Here is a 16766-nt window from a genome sequence, read left to right as displayed (position 1 = left end):
CCGGTGACCCCGGGTACGGCTGGATCAGCCCTTGGTGTTGCCGGCCGAGCCGAGGACCTTCGCGGCCTCGCCGACGCGAGCCGCCATGGCGGTCTCGGCGACCTTGCCCCAGGCGCGCGGGTCGTACTGCTTCTTGTTGCCGACCTCGCCGTCGACCTTGAGCACGCCCTCGTAGTTGCGGAACATCGAGTCGGCGATCGAGCGCGTGAACGCGTACTGCGTGTCCGTGTCGATGTTCATCTTGATGACGCCGTTGCGGACGGCCTCGTGGATCTCGTCGTCGGTCGAGCCGGAGCCGCCGTGGAAGACGAGGTCGAGCGGGTTCTCGCCCGTGCCGTGCTTCTCGGCGACCGAGCGCTGGATCTCGCCGAGGAGCTCCGGACGCAGCTTGACGTTGCCCGGCTTGTACACGCCGTGCACGTTGCCGAACGTCAGCGCGGCGATCCAGCGGCCCCGGTCGCCCAGGCCCAGCGCGTCGACGACCTTCTCGACGTCGTTCGGGGTCGTGTAGAGCGCGTCGTTCGTGCCCTCGTGCTGGACGCCGTCCTCCTCGCCGCCGACGACGCCGATCTCGACCTCGAGGATCGCGTTGATGTTGCGCGTCTTCTCGATCATCGTGCGGGCGATCTCGATGTTCTCGTCGAGCGGCACGGCCGAGCCGTCCCACATGTGCGACTGGAAGATCGGGTTGCGGCCCTGGCGGACCTCCTCCTCGCTCGCGGCGATGAGGGGGAGGACGAAGCCGTCGAGGGCGTCCTTCGGGCAGTGGTCGGTGTGCAGGGCCACGGTGATGTCGTAGTTCTTCGCGACCTCGTGGGCGAAGCTCGCCATCGCGAGGGCGCCGGCAGCGCGGTTCTTGACGGTGTGGCCGGCGAAGTAGTCGGCGCCGCCCGTCGTCACCTGGAGGATGCCGTCCGAGCCGGCTTCCTGGAGTCCCTGGAGGACGGCGTTGATGGTCTGCGAGGAGGACACGTTCACCGCGGGGTAGGCGAACTTGCCGGCCTTCGCTCGTTCGAGCATCTCGGCGTACTGTTCCGGCGTTGCGATGGGCACTGCGATCTCCTTCGACTGGTGGTGTCCCGTGCGAGCCTAGTCAGCGAGCCCCCAGGGGGCACAGCGTGCACGTCCGTGCACCCGGTGCGGCTCCTGTGAGGGCGGTGGGTAGGCTCTGGTCGTGACTCCCACGACTGAGACCGGTGCCCTGTTCCTCCAGCCCGACCGCAACCTCGCGCTCGAGCTCGTGCGTGCGACGGAGGCCGCCGCGATCCGTGCGCAGCCGTGGGTCGGTCGGGGTGAGAAGAACCTCGCGGACGGCGCTGCGGTGGACGCGATGCGCAAGTTCCTCGGCACGGTGAACTTCGACGGCGTCGTCGTCATCGGTGAGGGCGAGAAGGACAACGCCCCGATGCTGTACAACGGCGAGCACGTCGGCAACGGCCACGGTCCGGCCTGCGACATCGCGGTCGACCCGATCGACGGCACCTCGCTCACCGCCGCCGGCCGCCAGAACGCGATCTCGGTGATGGCGGTGTCCGACCGCGGCTCGATGTACGACCCGTCGGCCGTGTTCTACATGGACAAGATCGCGGCCGGTCCCGAGGGGCGCGGGGTCCTCGACCTCGACAAGCCGATCGGTGACAACATCCGCGCCCTGGCGAAGGCGAAGGACAAGGACATCGAGGACATGCAGATCGCCGTCCTCGACCGCCCGCGCCACGACGAGCTCATCCGTGCGATCCGCGCGACCGGTGCCGGCACGCGACTGCTGCTCGACGGCGACGTCGCCGGCGGCATCTCGGCGGCGCTGCCCGGTTCGAAGATCGACATGTGCGTCGGTGTCGGCGGAACGCCGGAGGGCATCATCACCGCGTGCGCGATCAAGGCGCTCGGTGGCGTGATCCTCGGCAAGCTGCAGCCGAAGGACGACGAGGAGCGCGAGAAGGCGATCGCCGCCGGGCACGACCTCGACAAGGTGCTCGACCAGGACGACCTGGTCACGGGCGACAACACGTTCTTCGTCGCCACGGGTGTCACCGACGGCGTCCTCGTGGACGGTGTCCGTCGCTCCCGCGGGGTCATCCACACCGACTCGCTCGTGCTCCGCTCGCGCTCGAACACGATCCGCCGGATCCAGGCGGACCACCGCGCCGAGAAGTGGTTCTGATCCGGTCCGCATGACCGGTGGTGCTCGGCGGTGACGTCAGGCACCGAACCATGGATGCGACATCGAACCAGGCCGACCGGCTGGTTCGATGTCGCATCGCTGGTTCGACGCGCACCTCCGCGCCGGCGGTCAGTCCTCGTCGAGGGCGCCGACGAGCTCCGGCGCGGTGAGCAGCCGCGGCTCGTCGTCGATCGTCGCGGGGTCGGCGAGCACCTTCGACTCGTCGAGCAGCGACAGCCGCCGGGCACTCGGGAGCACCTGGCGCTCGAGCGACCCCACGAAGCGGTTGTAGTCGACGACCGAGCCGCGGATCGCCCGGCCGAGCTTGTCGACGTGTCCGCCCATGGTCGCCAGGCGGCCGTACAGCTCGCGGGACACCCGGAAGAGCTCGCGCGCCTCGGCGGTGACGACGTCCTGCTGCCACGAGAACGCGACGGTCTTGAGCACCGACCACAGCGTGACGGGTGACGCCAGGGCGATGCGCTTGCGGAAGGCGTGGTCGAGCAGCCCGGGGTCGGCGGCGAGGGCGGTCGAGACGAGGGACTCGGACGGGATGAACGCGATGGTGAGCTCGGGCGAGGCGTCGTAGCCCGTCCAGTACTCGCGGGCGGCGAGGGCGTCGACGTGCGCCCGCAGGGCCTTGACGTGCTGGGCGATGAGCTGGTCGCGCCGGGCACCCTCGGCGCCGGTCGCGCTCGCCGGGATCTCGGCCGCCTGCAGGTAGGCGCTGAACGGCACCTTCGCGTCGACCGCGATCGTCTTGCCGCCGGGCAGGTGCACGACCATGTCGGGTCGGGCGGTCCCCGCGGTCGTCGTGACCGAGGACTGCACGTCGAAGTCGACGCGTTCGAGCAGCCCGGCGGCCTCCACGACGTTCCGGAGCTGCGTCTCGCCCCACACGCCGCGGGTGCTGTTCGAGGACAGGGCGCTCGCGAGGGTGTCCGCCGTGGCCCGGAGGCGTTCCTCGGACTCGGCGGCGGACCGCAGCTGCGCGGAGAGGGCACCGTACTGCTCGCTGCGGGACTGCTCGAGCTCGGCGATCTTCGCGCGCATGACGTCGAGCGTCTGCGCGACCGGGCTCAGCGCGGAGAGCACCTTCGACTCGCCCTGCGTGCGCGCGGCGTCGGCGCCGTGCATGCGCTGCACGAGGTGCTCGAGCTCGGCCGCCCGACGCTCGAGCGAGTCGACCTGCCGGCGGTACTGGGCGTCCTGCGCGTCGAGCCGTTCCTCGGCATCGGCGCGCGCGGTGTCGAGCTGCGCCCGCACGGCGTCGGCGGTGGCACGTGCCGCGGCGGCGTCGACGCCCGCGCGGGAGCGCGCGAGCGACCACGCGACGACGGCACCGACGGCCGCGCCGAGGACGAGGCCGATGACCAGGGCGAGGATCTGCATGACGCGACCCTGGCAGGTCCCACCGACACGCGCCTCCCGGCCCGCCGACGCGGCGAGCACGCGTCCGCACACGCGGTCTCGAGCCATGTACTGACATTAGGGCAAAGTGCGTGTACAGTCGTGCTCGTCCGCCGAAGAAGCCGCACGGAAGGTCCATCGCGTCGCATGACCAACGAAGTTCCCCACGCCTACGACGTGATCACGATGGGACGCGTCAGCGTCGACGTCTACCCCCAGCAGACCGGTCCGCTCGAGGACGTCACGACCTTCTCGAAGTCCGTCGGCGGCAGCGCGACCAACGTCGCCATCGCCGCCGCACGCCACGGCGCGGAGACGGCTGTCGTCACCCGCACGGGCGACGACCCCTTCGGGCGGTACATCGCCAGGACCCTCCCCGAGCTGGGCGTCGCGAACGACTTCGTCGCCACGGTCGACGGGCTGAACACGCCCGTGGCGTTCTGCGAGATCTTCCCGCCGGACGACTTCCCGCTGTACTTCTACCGGGCCCCGAAGGCCCCGGACCTGATGATCACCGCGAAGTCCCTGCCGCTGCACGAGATCGAACGGGCGCGCATCTTCTGGACGACCGTGACGGGCCTGAGCGAGGAGCCGAGCCGGAGCGCGCACCACGCGGCGTTCGCGGCCCGGTCCGCGTCGACGGCTCCCACCCGGGTCCAGACCGTGCTCGACCTCGACTACCGGGCGGTGTTCTGGGCGAACCCCGCCGCCGCGACGCGCGAGGTCGCCGTCGCCCTGGAGCACGCGACCGTCGCGGTCGGCAACCGCGAGGAGTGCGAGGTCGCCGTGGGCGAGACCGATCCGGTCCGTGCCGCTGACGCCCTGCTCGAGCGCGGCGTCGAGGTCGCGATCGTCAAGCAGGGGCCGAAGGGCGTGCTCGCGAAGACCCGGGACGAGACGGTCGAGTTCCGCCCGCACACCATCGACGTCGTGAACGGCCTCGGGTCGGGTGACGGGTTCGGCGGTGCGCTGACCCACGGCCTGCTGCAGGGCTGGAGCCTCGACCGCACGCTGGCGTTCGCGAACGCCGCCGGGGCGATCGTGGCCACGCGGTTCGAGTGCTCGACCGCGATGCCGACCAGCGACGAGATCGAGCAGTTCCTGCGGGACAACCCCGTGCAGGCGACCACGAAGGAGGGCATCGATGCCTGAGATCAGCCCCGCCGACTTCGCCCGGCTGCGGGACCTCCGCGCCGGCGCACCGGAACGCGTCGCCGAGGCGCTGCGCGCACGGACCCGGCGCCCGCTGCTCGCCGACGACGGCAAGCTGTTCATCGTCGCCGCCGACCACCCCGCACGCGGCGCCCTGGCGGTCCGCGACGACCCGTCCGCGATGGCCGACCGCTACGACCTGCTCGAACGGCTCGTCGTCGCACTCGGTCGTCCGGGGGTGGACGGTGTCCTCGGCACGCCCGACATCGTCGAGGACCTCGCGCTCCTCGGCGCCCTCGACGGCAAGGTCGTCGTCGGGTCGATGAACCGCGGCGGGCTGCGGGGCGCCTCGTTCGAGCTCGACGACCGCTACACGGCGTACTCCGCGCGGGCGATCAAGGACGCCGGGCTCGACGTCGCGAAGCTGCTCGTGCGCGTCGCACTCGACGACGCCGGGACCGCGCCCACGCTCGAGGCCACCGCGCGTGCCGTGAGCGAGGCCGCTGCCCTGCGGCTGCCGATCATGCTCGAGCCGTTCATGTCGTCCTGGCGCGACGGCCGGGTGGTCAACGACCTGACCGCCGACGCCGTGATCACCTCGATGGCGATCGCCGCGGGCCTGGGGGAGTCGAGCGCCTACAGCTGGCTCAAGGTCCCGGTCGTCGACGACATGGCCCGCGTGATGGCCGCGACGACGCTGCCGACGCTGCTCCTCGGCGGCGACCCGTCCGGCAGCCCCGACGAGACCTACGCCACCTGGGCCGACGCCCTCGCCCTGCCGGGCGTCCGCGGGCTCGTCGTCGGACGCACCCTGCTCTACCCCCAGGACGGCGACGTCGCCACCGCGGTCGACGTCGCGTCCTCCCTCGTCCACAGCCGGGAGGCCCGTGGCGAGTCCTCCACACCGGCTCGCGACCGACCCGGGTCGCCTGCCACGTCCACCACCCTGGACACGTCCGTCCCGGAAGGAAGCAACGCATGACCACCACGGAACAGCCAGCAACCGAGCAGGGACTCGCAACGGTCGGGCACTGGATCGACGGCGAGCACGTCGCGTCGACCTCGGGCCGGACGGCCCCGGTGTACGACCCGGCGCTCGGCGTCGTGACCAAGCGGGTCGCCCTGGCCGACGAGTCCGAGATCCAGCGCGCGATCGCGAGCGCGAAGGCCGCGTTCCCCGCCTGGAGCCAGATGTCGCTCGCGAAGCGCCAGCAGGTCCTCTTCGCGTTCCGCGAGGTCCTCAACCGCGACAAGGCCGAGCTCGCCGAGATCATCACGAGCGAGCACGGCAAGGTCACCTCGGACGCGCTCGGCGAGATCGCCCGCGGGCAGGAGGTCGTGGAGCTCGCGACGAGCATCCCCTCGCTGATGAAGGGCGAGTTCTCCGACCAGGTGTCGACCGGCATCGACGTCTACTCGATCCGCCAGCCGCTCGGCGTCGTCGGCATCATCTCGCCGTTCAACTTCCCGGCCATGGTGCCGCTGTGGTTCCTGCCGATCGCGATCGCGGCCGGCAACACCGTCGTGCTCAAGCCGAGCGAGAAGGACCCGAGCGCGGCGATCTGGCTCGCGCAGAAGTTCCGGGAGGCCGGGCTGCCCGACGGCGTCTTCACGGTGCTCAACGGTGACAAGGAGTCCGTCGACGGCCTCCTCACCAGCCCGGACGTCGAGTCGATCTCGTTCGTCGGGTCCACCCCGATCGCGCAGTACGTCTACGAGACCGGCACGAAGCACGGCAAGCGCGTGCAGGCCCTCGGCGGCGCGAAGAACCACATGCTCGTGCTGCCGGACGCCGACCTCGACCTCGTCGCCGACAACGCGATCAACGCGGGCTTCGGCTCGGCCGGTGAGCGCTGCATGGCGATCTCGGTCGTCGTCGCGGTCGAGCCGGTCGCCGACGAGCTGATCGCGAAGATCAGCGAGCGCGCGGCGACGCTGCGCATCGGCGACGGACGCCGGGGCTGCGACATGGGCCCGCTCGTCACCGAGCAGCACCGCGACAAGGTCGCCTCGTACATCGAGGTCGCCGAGCAGGACGGTGCGGAGGTCGTGGTGGACGGCCGCACCGTCCGACCCGAAGGCGACGAGAACGGCTTCTGGCTCGGTCCGACGCTGATCGACCGGGTGCCGACGTCGAGTCGCGTGTACACCGAGGAGATCTTCGGCCCGGTGCTGTCGGTCGTCCGCGTGCAGACCTACGAGGAGGGGCTCGAGCTCATCAACTCCGGCGCCTTCGGCAACGGCACGGCGATCTTCACGAACGACGGCGGTGCCGCCCGCCGGTTCCAGCGGGACGTGCAGGTCGGCATGATCGGCATCAACGTCCCGATCCCGGTGCCGGTCGCGTACTACTCGTTCGGTGGCTGGCGGAACTCGCTGTTCGGCGACCACAAGGCGTACGGCGCGGACGGCGTGAGCTTCTTCACCCGGCAGAAGGCGATCACCTCGCGGTGGCTCGACCCCGCCGTGCACGGCGGCGTCGACCTCGGCTTCCCCGCGAACGGCTGACCCGGGGATGGCGAACGACGACTGGTTCGTCCGGGCGGGCAGCCGACCGGAGGACGGCTGGACCGACGTGGTCGACGGACGGGTGCCGGGGTGGGCGCACACCGGCCTGCGGACGGGTGCGCTGACCGACGGGGGCGAGCTGCGCCTCCCGGCCGCCGCCGTGGAGCGCATCGTCGTGCCGCTCGCGGGCACCTTCTCCGTCGCCTACGCGGGCGACGCGGGGACCGGGGAACAGGCACTGGAGGGACGCCGCAGCGTCTTCGACGGACCGACCGACGTCCTGTACCTCGGGTCCGGGTCGGAGGCGCGGATCACCGGCAGCGGTCGGCTCGCGGTCGCCGAGGTCCCCACCGACACGGTGAAGCCCTCGACGTACATCGCGCGCGGCGACGTCCCCGTCGAGCTCCGCGGTGCCGGACAGTCCAGCCGGCAGGTGCACAACTTCGGCACCCCGGCCGCGCTCGACGCCGTCAAGGCGATCGTGTGCGAGGTGATCACGCCGGCCGGCAACTGGTCGTCGTACCCGCCGCACAAGCACGACACGCACCGGCCCGGCGAGGAGTCGGACCTCGAGGAGATCTACTACTACGAGGCCGACGTGGCCCGTGGTGTCGATGCTCCGGAGACCGCCGAACCCTTCGCCCTGCACCGCACGTACGCCTCGGACGACCGGCCGATCGACGAGTTCCGTCAGGTCCGCAGCGGCGACATCGCCCTCGTGCCGTACGGCTGGCACGGCCCGGCCGTCGCGGCACCGGGCTACGACATGTACTACCTCAACGTGATGGCCGGGCCCGACCCGGAGCGCGTCTGGAACATCACCGACGACCCCGCCCACGGGTGGGTCCGTCAGGTGTGGGAGTCGGAAGCCGTCGACCCGCGCCTGCCCTACGAGAAGGAGTCCGACCGATGACCGCCACCCGCCGCATGACCGTCGGCCAGGCCCTCGTCGCGTTCCTCGCGAACCAGTGGACCGTCGACGGCGACCACCGCGAGCGCACGATCCCGGGGATCTTCGGCATCTTCGGGCACGGCAACGTCGCGGGCCTCGGCCAGGCGATCAAGCAGCTGCACGTGGAGCAGCCGGGTCTGCTGCCCTACCACCAGGCGCGCAACGAGCAGGCGATGGTGCACGAGGCCGTCGGGTTCGCGCGCATGCACCGTCGTCGTGCGACCTTCGCCAGCACGGCGTCGGTCGGCCCGGGCGCCGCGAACATGCTGACCGCCGCCGCCCTCGCGACGACGAACCGGCTGCCGGCGCTGCTGCTGCCGTCGGACACGTTCGCGACCCGGACCACGGACCCGGTGCTGCAGCAGATCGAGATGCCGCACGACACCTCGATCCAGGTCACCGACGCGTTCCGACCGCTGTCCCGGTTCTTCGACCGCGTCGAGCGTCCGGAGCAGCTGTTCTCGATCGCGCTCGCCGCCATGCGGGTGCTCACCGACCCGGCCGAGACCGGAGCCGTGACCATCGCCCTGCCCGAGGACGTGCAGGCCGAGGCCCTCGACGTCCCCGTCGCGTTCCTCCAGCCGCGCGAGTGGCACCTCCGCCGTCCGCTGCCCGAGCACGGTCCGCTCGCCCGGGCCGTCGAGGCGATCCGCGCCGCCGAGCGCCCCGTGGTCGTCGCCGGTGGCGGCGTGCTGTACTCGGACGCGGCGTCGGAGCTCGCCGCCTTCGTCGAGGCGACGGGCATCCCGGTCGGCACCTCGCAGGCCGGCGGCGGCGCACTCGTCTGGGACCACCCGCAGTACCTCGGCGGCATCGGCGCGACCGGCACGGCGGCAGCGAACGCGATCGCCGCCCAGGCCGACGTCGTGATCGGCATCGGGACCCGGTACAGCGACTTCACCACGGCGTCACGGACCGCCTTCCAGCACCCGGACGTGACGTTCGTGAACGTGAACGTCGCCGCGTTCGACGCGTACAAGCACGGCTCGCAGCTGCCGGTCGTCGCGGATGCCCGGGAGGCGCTGGTCGCGTTGACCGCCGCGCTCACGTCCGACTCGTCGTACGCGGTGGACCCCGGGTACGCCGCCGAGATCGCCCAGCGCAAGCAGGAGTGGGACACCGTCGTCGACGCCGCCTTCGCTCCGTCCGGTCTCGCGCTGCCCGGTCAGGCGGAGATCATCGGCGCGGTGCAGGAGGCATCCGACCCGCGCGACGTCGTGATCCAGGCGGCGGGGTCGCTGCCGGGTGACCTGCACAAGCTGTGGCGGGTGCGCGACGAGCTCGGCTACCACGTCGAGTACGCGTTCTCGTGCATGGGTTACGAGATCGCGGGCGGGATCGGCGTCCGACGGGGTGCTCCCGACCGCGACGCCATCGTGATGGTCGGCGACGGCAGTTACCTCATGCTGCACACCGAGCTCGTCACCGCCGTGGCCGAGGGCATCAAGATCGTGGTCGTGCTCATCCAGAACCACGGGTACGCCTCGATCGGGCACCTGTCCGAGACCGTCGGGTCCGAGCGCTACGGCACCAGGTACCGGTACCTCGACGAGACGCAGTCGTTCGAGAACGGCGACCCGCTGCCCGTGGACCTGGCGGCGAACGCCCGCTCCTACGGCGTGGACGTCATCGAGGTCCAGCCGGGCCCGGACGCGATCGCGGACCTCCGGGCCGCGGTCCGGCAGGCGAAGGCGAACGACCACACCACGCTCGTGCACGTGAACTCCGACCCCCTGCTGTACGCGCCCGAGGGCGACGGCTGGTGGGACGTGCCGGTCGCGCAGACCTCCACCCTGCCGAGCACGCAGCAGGCCCGTACCGACTACGAGCAGCAGGTCGCCCACCAGCGGCCCCTGCTCGGCTGACCCTCCAAACCACACCACCCGGGCCGCGGCCCAGAAAGCGACAGCGACGTCATGACCGACACCGCCACCCCCGCCGGCACCCCGTCCACGGACGCACCGCCCGCCTCCATCCGGATCGGCACCGCGCCCGACTCGTGGGGCGTCTGGTTCCCGGACGACCCCGCCCAGGTGCCGTGGCAGCGCTTCCTCGACGAGGCGGCTGCGGCCGGCTACGAGTGGATCGAACTCGGCCCGTACGGGTACCTGCCCACCGACCCGGCGCAGCTGTCCGACGAGCTCGAGTCCCGCGGGCTGCGGCTCTCAGCCGGCACGGTCTTCACCGGGTTCCACAAGGGCGAGGACCAGTTCCAGCGCGCGTGGGACCAGGCGGTCGCGGTGGCCGGCCTCGCCTCGGCACTCGGTGCCGAGCACCTCGTGACCATCCCGGACCTCTGGCGCTCGGACGCAACCTCGGAGGTGCTCGAGGCGCGCACGCTGACCGACGAGCAGTGGGAGCGCCTGGGCAAGGGGCACGACCAGCTCGGCAAGGCGCTGCTCGAGGAGTACGGCGTCCACCAGCAGTTCCACACGCACGCGGACAGCCACGTCGGCACGTACCGCGAGACCGTGCGCTTCCTCGAGGTGACGAATCCGGAGTACACGAACCTCTGCCTCGACACGGGACACTTCGCCTACTACGGCGGGGACAACCTCCGGCTCATCGCCGAGCACCCGGACCGCATCGGGTACCTGCACCTCAAGCAGGTGGACACCGAGCTGCTGTTCGACGTGCTGAAGAACGACGTGCCGTTCGCCACCGCCGTCGCGCAGGGGATCATGACCGAGCCGCCGCACGGCACGCCCGAGCTGGCCCCGATCATCGAGGCGGTCGCGGCGATCAACCCCGACGTCTTCGGCATCGTCGAGCAGGACATGTACGGCTGCTCGGTCGACGCTCCCGGCCCGATCGCCGAGCGCACCTTCCAGCACATCTTCGGATCCACCTCCGCCGCCCGCGCCTCCTGACGCGCCGTCACCACCCCCCGGGAGAACACCACCATGACCACGCAGAACCTCCGCGTCGCCGTCGTCGGCGCCGGCATGATGGGCGCCGACCACGTCCGTCGCATCACCGCGAAGATCTCGAACGCCGACGTCGTCGCCGTCGTCGAGCCGGACGAGGCCCGCGCCCGGGCTGCCGCCGACCTCGCACCGGGCGCCGTCACCGCGGCGTCCTTCGACGAGGCCCTCGACGCGACCGACATCGACGCCGTCATCATCGCGACGCCCGGCTTCCTGCACGAGCCGATCCTCGTGACGGCCCTCGAGCGCGGCCTCACGGTCCTGTGCGAGAAGCCCCTCACGACCAGCGCCGAGGACTCGCTGCGCATCGTCGAGCTCGAGCAGCAGCACGCCGCCCGTCCCGTGATCCAGGTCGGCTTCATGCGCCGCTTCGACGCGGGGTACCAGGAGCTCCGGGCGCTGCGCGAGTCCGGTGCCCACGGCGCACTGCTCGCCCTGCACCACGCGCACCGCAACCCGACGACCCCGCCGAACTTCAGCGAGTCGATGCTCATCCACGACTCGGTCATCCACGAGATCGACATCATCCCGTTCCTGACGGGGGAGCCGATCGTCGCGGTCGAGGTCAAGAAGCCGCGGAAGAACTCGCTCGCGCCGGCGGACCTGCCCGAACCGCAGTTCGTGCTGTTCACCACGGAGTCCGGCACCATGGCGATCGTCGAGATCAACGTCAACGCCCAGTTCGGCTACCAGGTCACGACGGACGCCGTCTTCGAGTCCGGCGTCGCCTACATCGGTCGTGACACCTCCGCGACCGTCGTCGCCGCGGGGGCGACCGGCCAGGGCGTCACCCCGTCGTTCAAGGAGCGCTTCGGCGCCGCCTACGACGAGGAGGTGCAGCGCTGGGTCGACGCCGCCCGCACGGGCGGCATCGACGGCCCGAGCGCCTGGGACGGCTACACGGCCTCCGTCGTCGCCGAGGTCGCGGTCCGTGCGCAGCAGTCCGGCGCGCTGGAGTCGGTCGAGTACGCGGTCGCGAAGCCCGCGTTCTACGAGACGGCAGGCGAGACGGCAGGAGAGACGGCCGTCACCGGTGCGCTCGCGGGGGCCTGATGCCGAAGATCGCCCTCGACCCGACCCCGTACCACCACGACCTCTCGCTGCTCGAGTTCCCGCGGAAGGTCGCCGACCTCGGGTACGAGTACCTGCAACTCACGCCGCACCGCGACTTCATCCCGTTCTTCCGGCACCCGAAGGCCGACGACGACCTCGTGGACGCGTTCGCCGCAGCGTGCCGCGACGCCGGCGTGCAGGTCGCCTCCGTGCTGCCGGTGCTCCGCTGGTCCGGCCCGGACCGCGACGCCCGCGAGGCGGCGGTCACGAAGTGGAAACGCGTCATCGAGATCACGAAGCGTCTCGGCGTGGACACGATCAACACGGAGTTCTCCGGTCGTCCCGAGCGCGCCGAGGAGTCCGAGGACGCCTTCTACCGCTCGATGGAGGAGCTCCTGCCGATCATCGAGGACGCCGGGCTCCGCGTGCTCATCGACCCGCACCCCGACGACTTCGTCGAGGACGGCCTCGAGGCACTCCGGGTGATCCGCGGGCTCAACTCGAAGCACGTCGGGTTCGTCTACGTCGCCTGCCACACGTTCCACTACGGCGGGAACATGGACGAGGTCATCGACGCCGCGGGGGACTCCCTGCAGCTCGTCCACGTCGCCGACGCCTACGACCACACCCGGTCGCACGGCCTCCGGTACATCACCAACCCGCCCGGCAACCCGGTCCGCGTGCACCAGCACCTGCCGGTCGGCGCGGCGGACGTCGACTTCGACGCCTTCTGGGCCGCACTCGACCGCGTCGGGTTCACCGCCCGCGAGGACACCGTGGCCGTGTCCAGCGTCTTCGCCGAGGACGAGGACGCCGACGCGGTGTCCCGGTTCCAGCTCGACACGATCACGAAGGGACTCACCCGATGACCGACACCCTCGAGACCCCGGCGTCCACCGGCGTCGACGCCCGGCCCGTCACCCTGCAGGCCGCGACGCAGACACCGACCGCACTGTGGAACGACTCGGCCGACCCGCACGAGCTGGCCGTCGCGATCGCCGAGTACGGCGCCGTCGGCGCGACGTGCAACCCGGTCATCGCCTACACGTGCATCCAGCAGGATCCGGCGACCTGGGAGCCGCGCATCCGGGCGATCGCGGCCGAGCACCCGACCGCGGGGGAGTCGTGGATCGGGTGGAAGGCCGTCGAGGAGCTCTCGATCGCCGCGGCCGCGCAGCTGCTCCCGGCGTTCGAGGCCTCCGGCGGGCGCAACGGCCGGCTCAGCATGCAGACCGACCCGCGCCTGCACCGCGACCGGGACGCCCTGGTCGAGCAGGCCGTGCGGTTCTCGCAGCTCGCCCCGAACATCATCGTGAAGATCCCGGCCACGGCGGTCGGCATCGCCGCGATCGAGGAGGCCGCGTACCGCGGGGTCTCGATCAACGCGACGGTCTCGTTCACGGTGGCGCAGGTCGTCGCCGTCGGCGAGGCCATCGAGCGCGCCCTCGACCGCCGCACCGCCGACGGGCTGCCGGAGCAGGAGTTCGGGCACGTCGTCACGCTGATGGCCGGCCGGTTCGACGACTGGCTGAAGACCGTCGTCAAGCGGGACCACGTCATGGTCGACCCCGGCATCCTCGAGTGGGCCGGCGTCGCCGCCGTGAAGAACGCCTACCGGGTGTTCCAGGAGCGCGGCTTCCGCTCCCGGGTCCTCGTCGCCGCCTTCCGGAACGCCCTGCAGTGGTCGGAGTTCCAGGGCGGGGACCTCGTCGTGTCGCCCCCGTTCCAGTGGTCGCGGGACATCAACGCGAACGCGTTCCCGTGGCGCCCCGACGCCATCGACGACGAGGTGCCGGCGCACGTCATCGCGGCGCTGCGGGCCGCGACGCCGGAGTTCGCCCGCGGCTACGACGTCGACGGCATGACGGTCGACGAGTTCGACCGCTTCGGTGCCACGGTCACGACGCTGCGCCAGTTCCTCGACGCGGACGCCAAGCTCGACGCCCTGGTGCGGGACATCATCGTCCCCGCCGCATGAGCAGCGTGGACACCGTCGGCGTCGGCCTGGTCTCGGTCGGGTGGATGGGGCGGCTGCACTCCCGCGCGTACCGGGCCCTGCCGGACCACTTCCCGGAGCTCGGCGTGCAGCCGCGGCTCGTCGTCGCCGCGGACCCCGTCGAGGCCGCGCGCGACCAGGCCGTCACGCGCCTCGGGTACGAGCGCGCCGTCGCCGACTGGCACGAGGTCCTCGCCGACCCCGCGGTCGAGGTCGTCTCGATCTGCTCGCCGAACTTCCTGCACCGCGAGATGGCCGTCGCCGCGGCCGAGGCCGGCAAGCCGTTCTGGATCGAGAAGCCGATGGGCCGGTACGCCAGCGACTCCCGGCAGATCCACGAGGCCGTGCAGCGCGCCGGCGTGATCACCAGCGTCGGCTTCAACTACCGGCACGCCCCCGCGGTCGAGCGTGCCCGTGAGCTCGTGCGGAGCGGACGGCTCGGCCGGATCACGAACGTGCGCGGTTCGCTCCTCGCCGACTACTCGTCCGACCCGGCGGCCGCGCTGACGTGGCGCTTCGAACGGGAGCGCGCCGGCTCCGGTGTGCTCGGAGACCTGCTGTCGCACGGGCTCGACCTCGCGCAGTACGTCGTCGGTCGGATCGCGAGCGTCAGCGCCCTCGCGGAGACGTTCATCACCGAGCGGCCGCTGCCCGGTGCCGGCATCGTCGACCGCTCGGCAGCGGCGACGGGAGAGCGGAAGCCGGTCGAGAACGAGGACTACGCGGCCCTGCTGTTCCGCTTCGAGGACGGTGCCGTCGGCACCATGGACTCGAGCCGGGTGATGCGCGGGCCGCACGCCGAGTACACGCTCGAGGTCTACGGCACGCGGGGCTCGGTGCGGTGGGACTTCCAGCGTCTGAACGAACTGCAGGTGTTCCTCGACGGGCAGGAGGTCGACGGGTACGCCACCCACTACGTCGCACCCGGCGACGGCGAGTTCGCCCGCTTCCAGCCGGGCGCGGGCACCGCGATGGGCTACGACGACCTGAAGACGATCGAGGCGGCGCAGTTCGTCGCGAGCGTCCGACGCGGGGAGCAGCTCGCGCCGTCGGTCGCCGACGGCCTGGCGGCCGCGTCGATCGTCGAGGCGGCGGAGGCGTCCATCGCCGACGGGGCGTGGCACGACGTGGCCCGCGTCGACGGGCCGGTGACGACGGACGCGGCGGCACCGGTGATGTAGACGCGCGGGCCGACGGACGGGAGGCGCGGTGCCGGACCGGCACCGCGCCTCCCGTCCGTCACGGGGCGACTTCCGGACCCGGGTCGGATATTATGTAAGGACAAAGTTCCCGAACCAGGAGGCACCATGCCGCTCGTCCGTATCGACCTCGCCACCGGCCGCACCCCCGACGAGGTCCGTGCGATCGCCGACGCGATCCACACCGCCATCGTGGCCGAGTACGGGATCCCGGAGCGCGACCGCTTCCAGGTGATCACCGAGCACCCCGCGCAGCACATCATCGCCCAGGACGCCGGCCTCGGCTTCGAGCGCACCGCGGGCGTCGTCGTCATCCAGGTCTTCACCCAGCGTGGGCGGAGCGACGAGGCGAAGCAGGGCCTGTACCGAGCGGTGCACGACCGGCTCGCCGAGGTCGGCGTCGCGAGCGAGGACGTCTTCATCGGCTACGTCGAGAACGGCCCCCAGGACTGGTCGTTCGGCTTCGGCCGCGCGCAGTACGTGACCGGTGAGCTCGGGGTGCCCGCCGCGGGGTGAGGCGCCGGCTCACGCGTCGGCGGGGCTCCTCGTCGGGGCTACTTGTCGACGAGGGTGACCTCGAACGAGTAGCGGTCCGGGCGGTAGCAGTGCACGCCGTACTCCACGGCCCGGCCCGATGCGTCGTACGCCGTCCGGCTCATCGTCAGCACCGGGTCGCCGTCCTCGATCTCGAGGAGGTCGGCCTCGTCGCCGCTGGCCGCTCGCGCACCGATGCGCTGCTTCGCGACCCGCATCGTGACGCCCCGTCCACGCAGGAGCTGGTACAGCCCGTGGGACCGCAGGTCCTCGTCGGTGACGTCGGTGAACTCGGGCGGCAGGTAGTTCTCGAGCACCGCCATCGGGACGTCCTCGGCGAAGCGCACCCGTCGGATGTGGGCGACGGTGGTGCCCGCGGGGAGGCCGAGCGCCTCGGCGACGACGTCGGGGGCGACGACGTCGTCCCGCGCGATCAGCTGCGTCGTCGGGGCCTGCGCCCCCTGTGCGAGGTCGTCGTACAGGCTCGTCAGCTCCACCTTGCGGGTGACCGGTCCGTGCACGACCTGTGTCCCGATGCCGCGACGGCGGACGAGCAGTCCCTTGTCGACGAGGTCCTGGATGGCCCGGCGGATGGTCGGACGCGACAGCCCGAGCCGCTCCCCGAGCGCGATCTCGTTCTCGAGGCGTGCGCCGGGCGGCAGGGCGCCCGAGCGGATCGACTCCTCGAGGCGTGAGGCCACCTGGAAGTACAGGGGCATCGGACCCGACCGGTCCAGGTCCATGAACAGGTCGGACGGCAGCTGGCCTTCGTTGGTCATCGCGGTCCTTCGGGGGAGACGGCGCCGACGAGGGCGCCCGGGCGGCATTGTCGTGACAATACCACCGGCCGTTCGGCCACCCGGAGCGCCGC

Annotated in this window: 15 protein-coding genes; 12 read left to right on the top strand and 3 right to left on the bottom strand. The window is 71.6% G+C overall.

The window, feature by feature from the left end; translation table 11 throughout:
* Nucleotides 1–24 precede the first annotated feature (24 nt).
* Complete coding sequence (fbaA, locus tag QUG92_RS04280; protein ID WP_289457781.1) at nucleotides 25–1053, bottom strand: class II fructose-bisphosphate aldolase; 1029 nt, start codon at nucleotides 1051–1053, stop codon at nucleotides 25–27.
* Between the two features lie 121 nt (nucleotides 1054–1174).
* On the opposite strand from fbaA, the gene glpX reads away from it, so the two are divergent.
* Nucleotides 1175–2164: a class II fructose-bisphosphatase gene (glpX, locus tag QUG92_RS04275; protein ID WP_083263742.1), complete on the top strand. Its 990-nt coding sequence runs from the start codon at nucleotides 1175–1177 to the stop codon at nucleotides 2162–2164.
* Between the two features lie 129 nt (nucleotides 2165–2293).
* Here the strand turns inward: glpX and QUG92_RS04270 are convergent, their stop codons facing one another.
* Nucleotides 2294–3556: a DNA recombination protein RmuC gene (locus QUG92_RS04270; RefSeq protein ID WP_182047142.1), complete on the bottom strand. Its 1263-nt coding sequence runs from the start codon at nucleotides 3554–3556 to the stop codon at nucleotides 2294–2296.
* 165 nt (nucleotides 3557–3721) lie between these two features.
* Between QUG92_RS04270 and iolC the strand changes: the two genes are divergently transcribed.
* The 11 genes from iolC to QUG92_RS04215 all read left to right on the top strand — a co-directional run bounded on the left by iolC (nucleotide 3722) and on the right by QUG92_RS04215 (nucleotide 15877).
* On the top strand, nucleotides 3722–4726 hold the full coding sequence (gene iolC / locus QUG92_RS04265) for a 5-dehydro-2-deoxygluconokinase (protein ID WP_182047141.1): 1005 nt from the start codon (nucleotides 3722–3724) through the stop codon (nucleotides 4724–4726).
* Nucleotides 4719–5708, top strand: a complete 990-nt coding sequence (locus QUG92_RS04260; RefSeq protein WP_289457780.1) for a class I fructose-bisphosphate aldolase — start codon at nucleotides 4719–4721, stop codon at nucleotides 5706–5708. Before iolC ends, QUG92_RS04260 begins: the two co-directional genes overlap by 8 nt.
* Complete coding sequence (locus QUG92_RS04255) at nucleotides 5705–7234, top strand: CoA-acylating methylmalonate-semialdehyde dehydrogenase (protein ID WP_289457779.1); 1530 nt, start codon at nucleotides 5705–5707, stop codon at nucleotides 7232–7234. Before QUG92_RS04260 ends, QUG92_RS04255 begins: the two co-directional genes overlap by 4 nt.
* A 7-nt stretch (nucleotides 7235–7241) precedes the next feature.
* Complete coding sequence (gene iolB, locus QUG92_RS04250; protein ID WP_289457778.1) at nucleotides 7242–8147, top strand: 5-deoxy-glucuronate isomerase; 906 nt, start codon at nucleotides 7242–7244, stop codon at nucleotides 8145–8147.
* Complete coding sequence (gene iolD / locus QUG92_RS04245; protein ID WP_289457777.1) at nucleotides 8144–10051, top strand: 3D-(3,5/4)-trihydroxycyclohexane-1,2-dione acylhydrolase (decyclizing); 1908 nt, start codon at nucleotides 8144–8146, stop codon at nucleotides 10049–10051. The genes iolB and iolD overlap by 4 nt, the downstream gene beginning before the upstream one ends.
* A 51-nt stretch (nucleotides 10052–10102) precedes the next feature.
* A complete protein-coding gene (locus tag QUG92_RS04240) occupies nucleotides 10103–11056 on the top strand; it encodes a sugar phosphate isomerase/epimerase family protein (RefSeq protein ID WP_182047136.1) in 954 nt (317 codons plus the stop codon).
* Between the two features lie 33 nt (nucleotides 11057–11089).
* On the top strand, nucleotides 11090–12166 hold the full coding sequence (locus QUG92_RS04235) for a Gfo/Idh/MocA family protein (RefSeq protein ID WP_289457776.1): 1077 nt from the start codon (nucleotides 11090–11092) through the stop codon (nucleotides 12164–12166).
* Complete coding sequence (locus QUG92_RS04230) at nucleotides 12166–13035, top strand: sugar phosphate isomerase/epimerase family protein (protein WP_069711679.1); 870 nt, start codon at nucleotides 12166–12168, stop codon at nucleotides 13033–13035. The genes QUG92_RS04235 and QUG92_RS04230 overlap by 1 nt, the downstream gene beginning before the upstream one ends.
* On the top strand, nucleotides 13032–14144 hold the full coding sequence (locus tag QUG92_RS04225; protein WP_289457775.1) for a transaldolase family protein: 1113 nt from the start codon (nucleotides 13032–13034) through the stop codon (nucleotides 14142–14144). Before QUG92_RS04230 ends, QUG92_RS04225 begins: the two co-directional genes overlap by 4 nt.
* Nucleotides 14141–15343: a Gfo/Idh/MocA family protein gene (locus QUG92_RS04220; protein ID WP_289457774.1), complete on the top strand. Its 1203-nt coding sequence runs from the start codon at nucleotides 14141–14143 to the stop codon at nucleotides 15341–15343. The genes QUG92_RS04225 and QUG92_RS04220 overlap by 4 nt, the downstream gene beginning before the upstream one ends.
* 126 nt (nucleotides 15344–15469) lie before the next feature.
* Nucleotides 15470–15877 (top strand): tautomerase family protein, encoded by a 408-nt coding sequence (locus QUG92_RS04215; protein ID WP_289457773.1) that lies wholly within the window; start codon nucleotides 15470–15472, stop codon nucleotides 15875–15877.
* A 38-nt stretch (nucleotides 15878–15915) separates the two neighbouring features.
* On the opposite strand, the gene QUG92_RS04210 is transcribed toward QUG92_RS04215, so the two are convergent.
* Nucleotides 15916–16674 carry a GntR family transcriptional regulator gene (locus QUG92_RS04210; RefSeq protein ID WP_289457772.1) on the bottom strand — a complete coding sequence of 253 codons (759 nt, stop codon included), beginning with the start codon at nucleotides 16672–16674 and terminating at the stop codon, nucleotides 15916–15918.
* Nucleotides 16675–16766: the final 92 nt, after the last annotated feature.

It is taken from the genome of Curtobacterium citri (genome assembly GCF_030362955.1).
GTDB lineage: Bacteria > Actinomycetota > Actinomycetes > Actinomycetales > Microbacteriaceae > Curtobacterium > Curtobacterium citri.
This window is presented reverse-complemented; position numbering and strand designations above follow the sequence as displayed.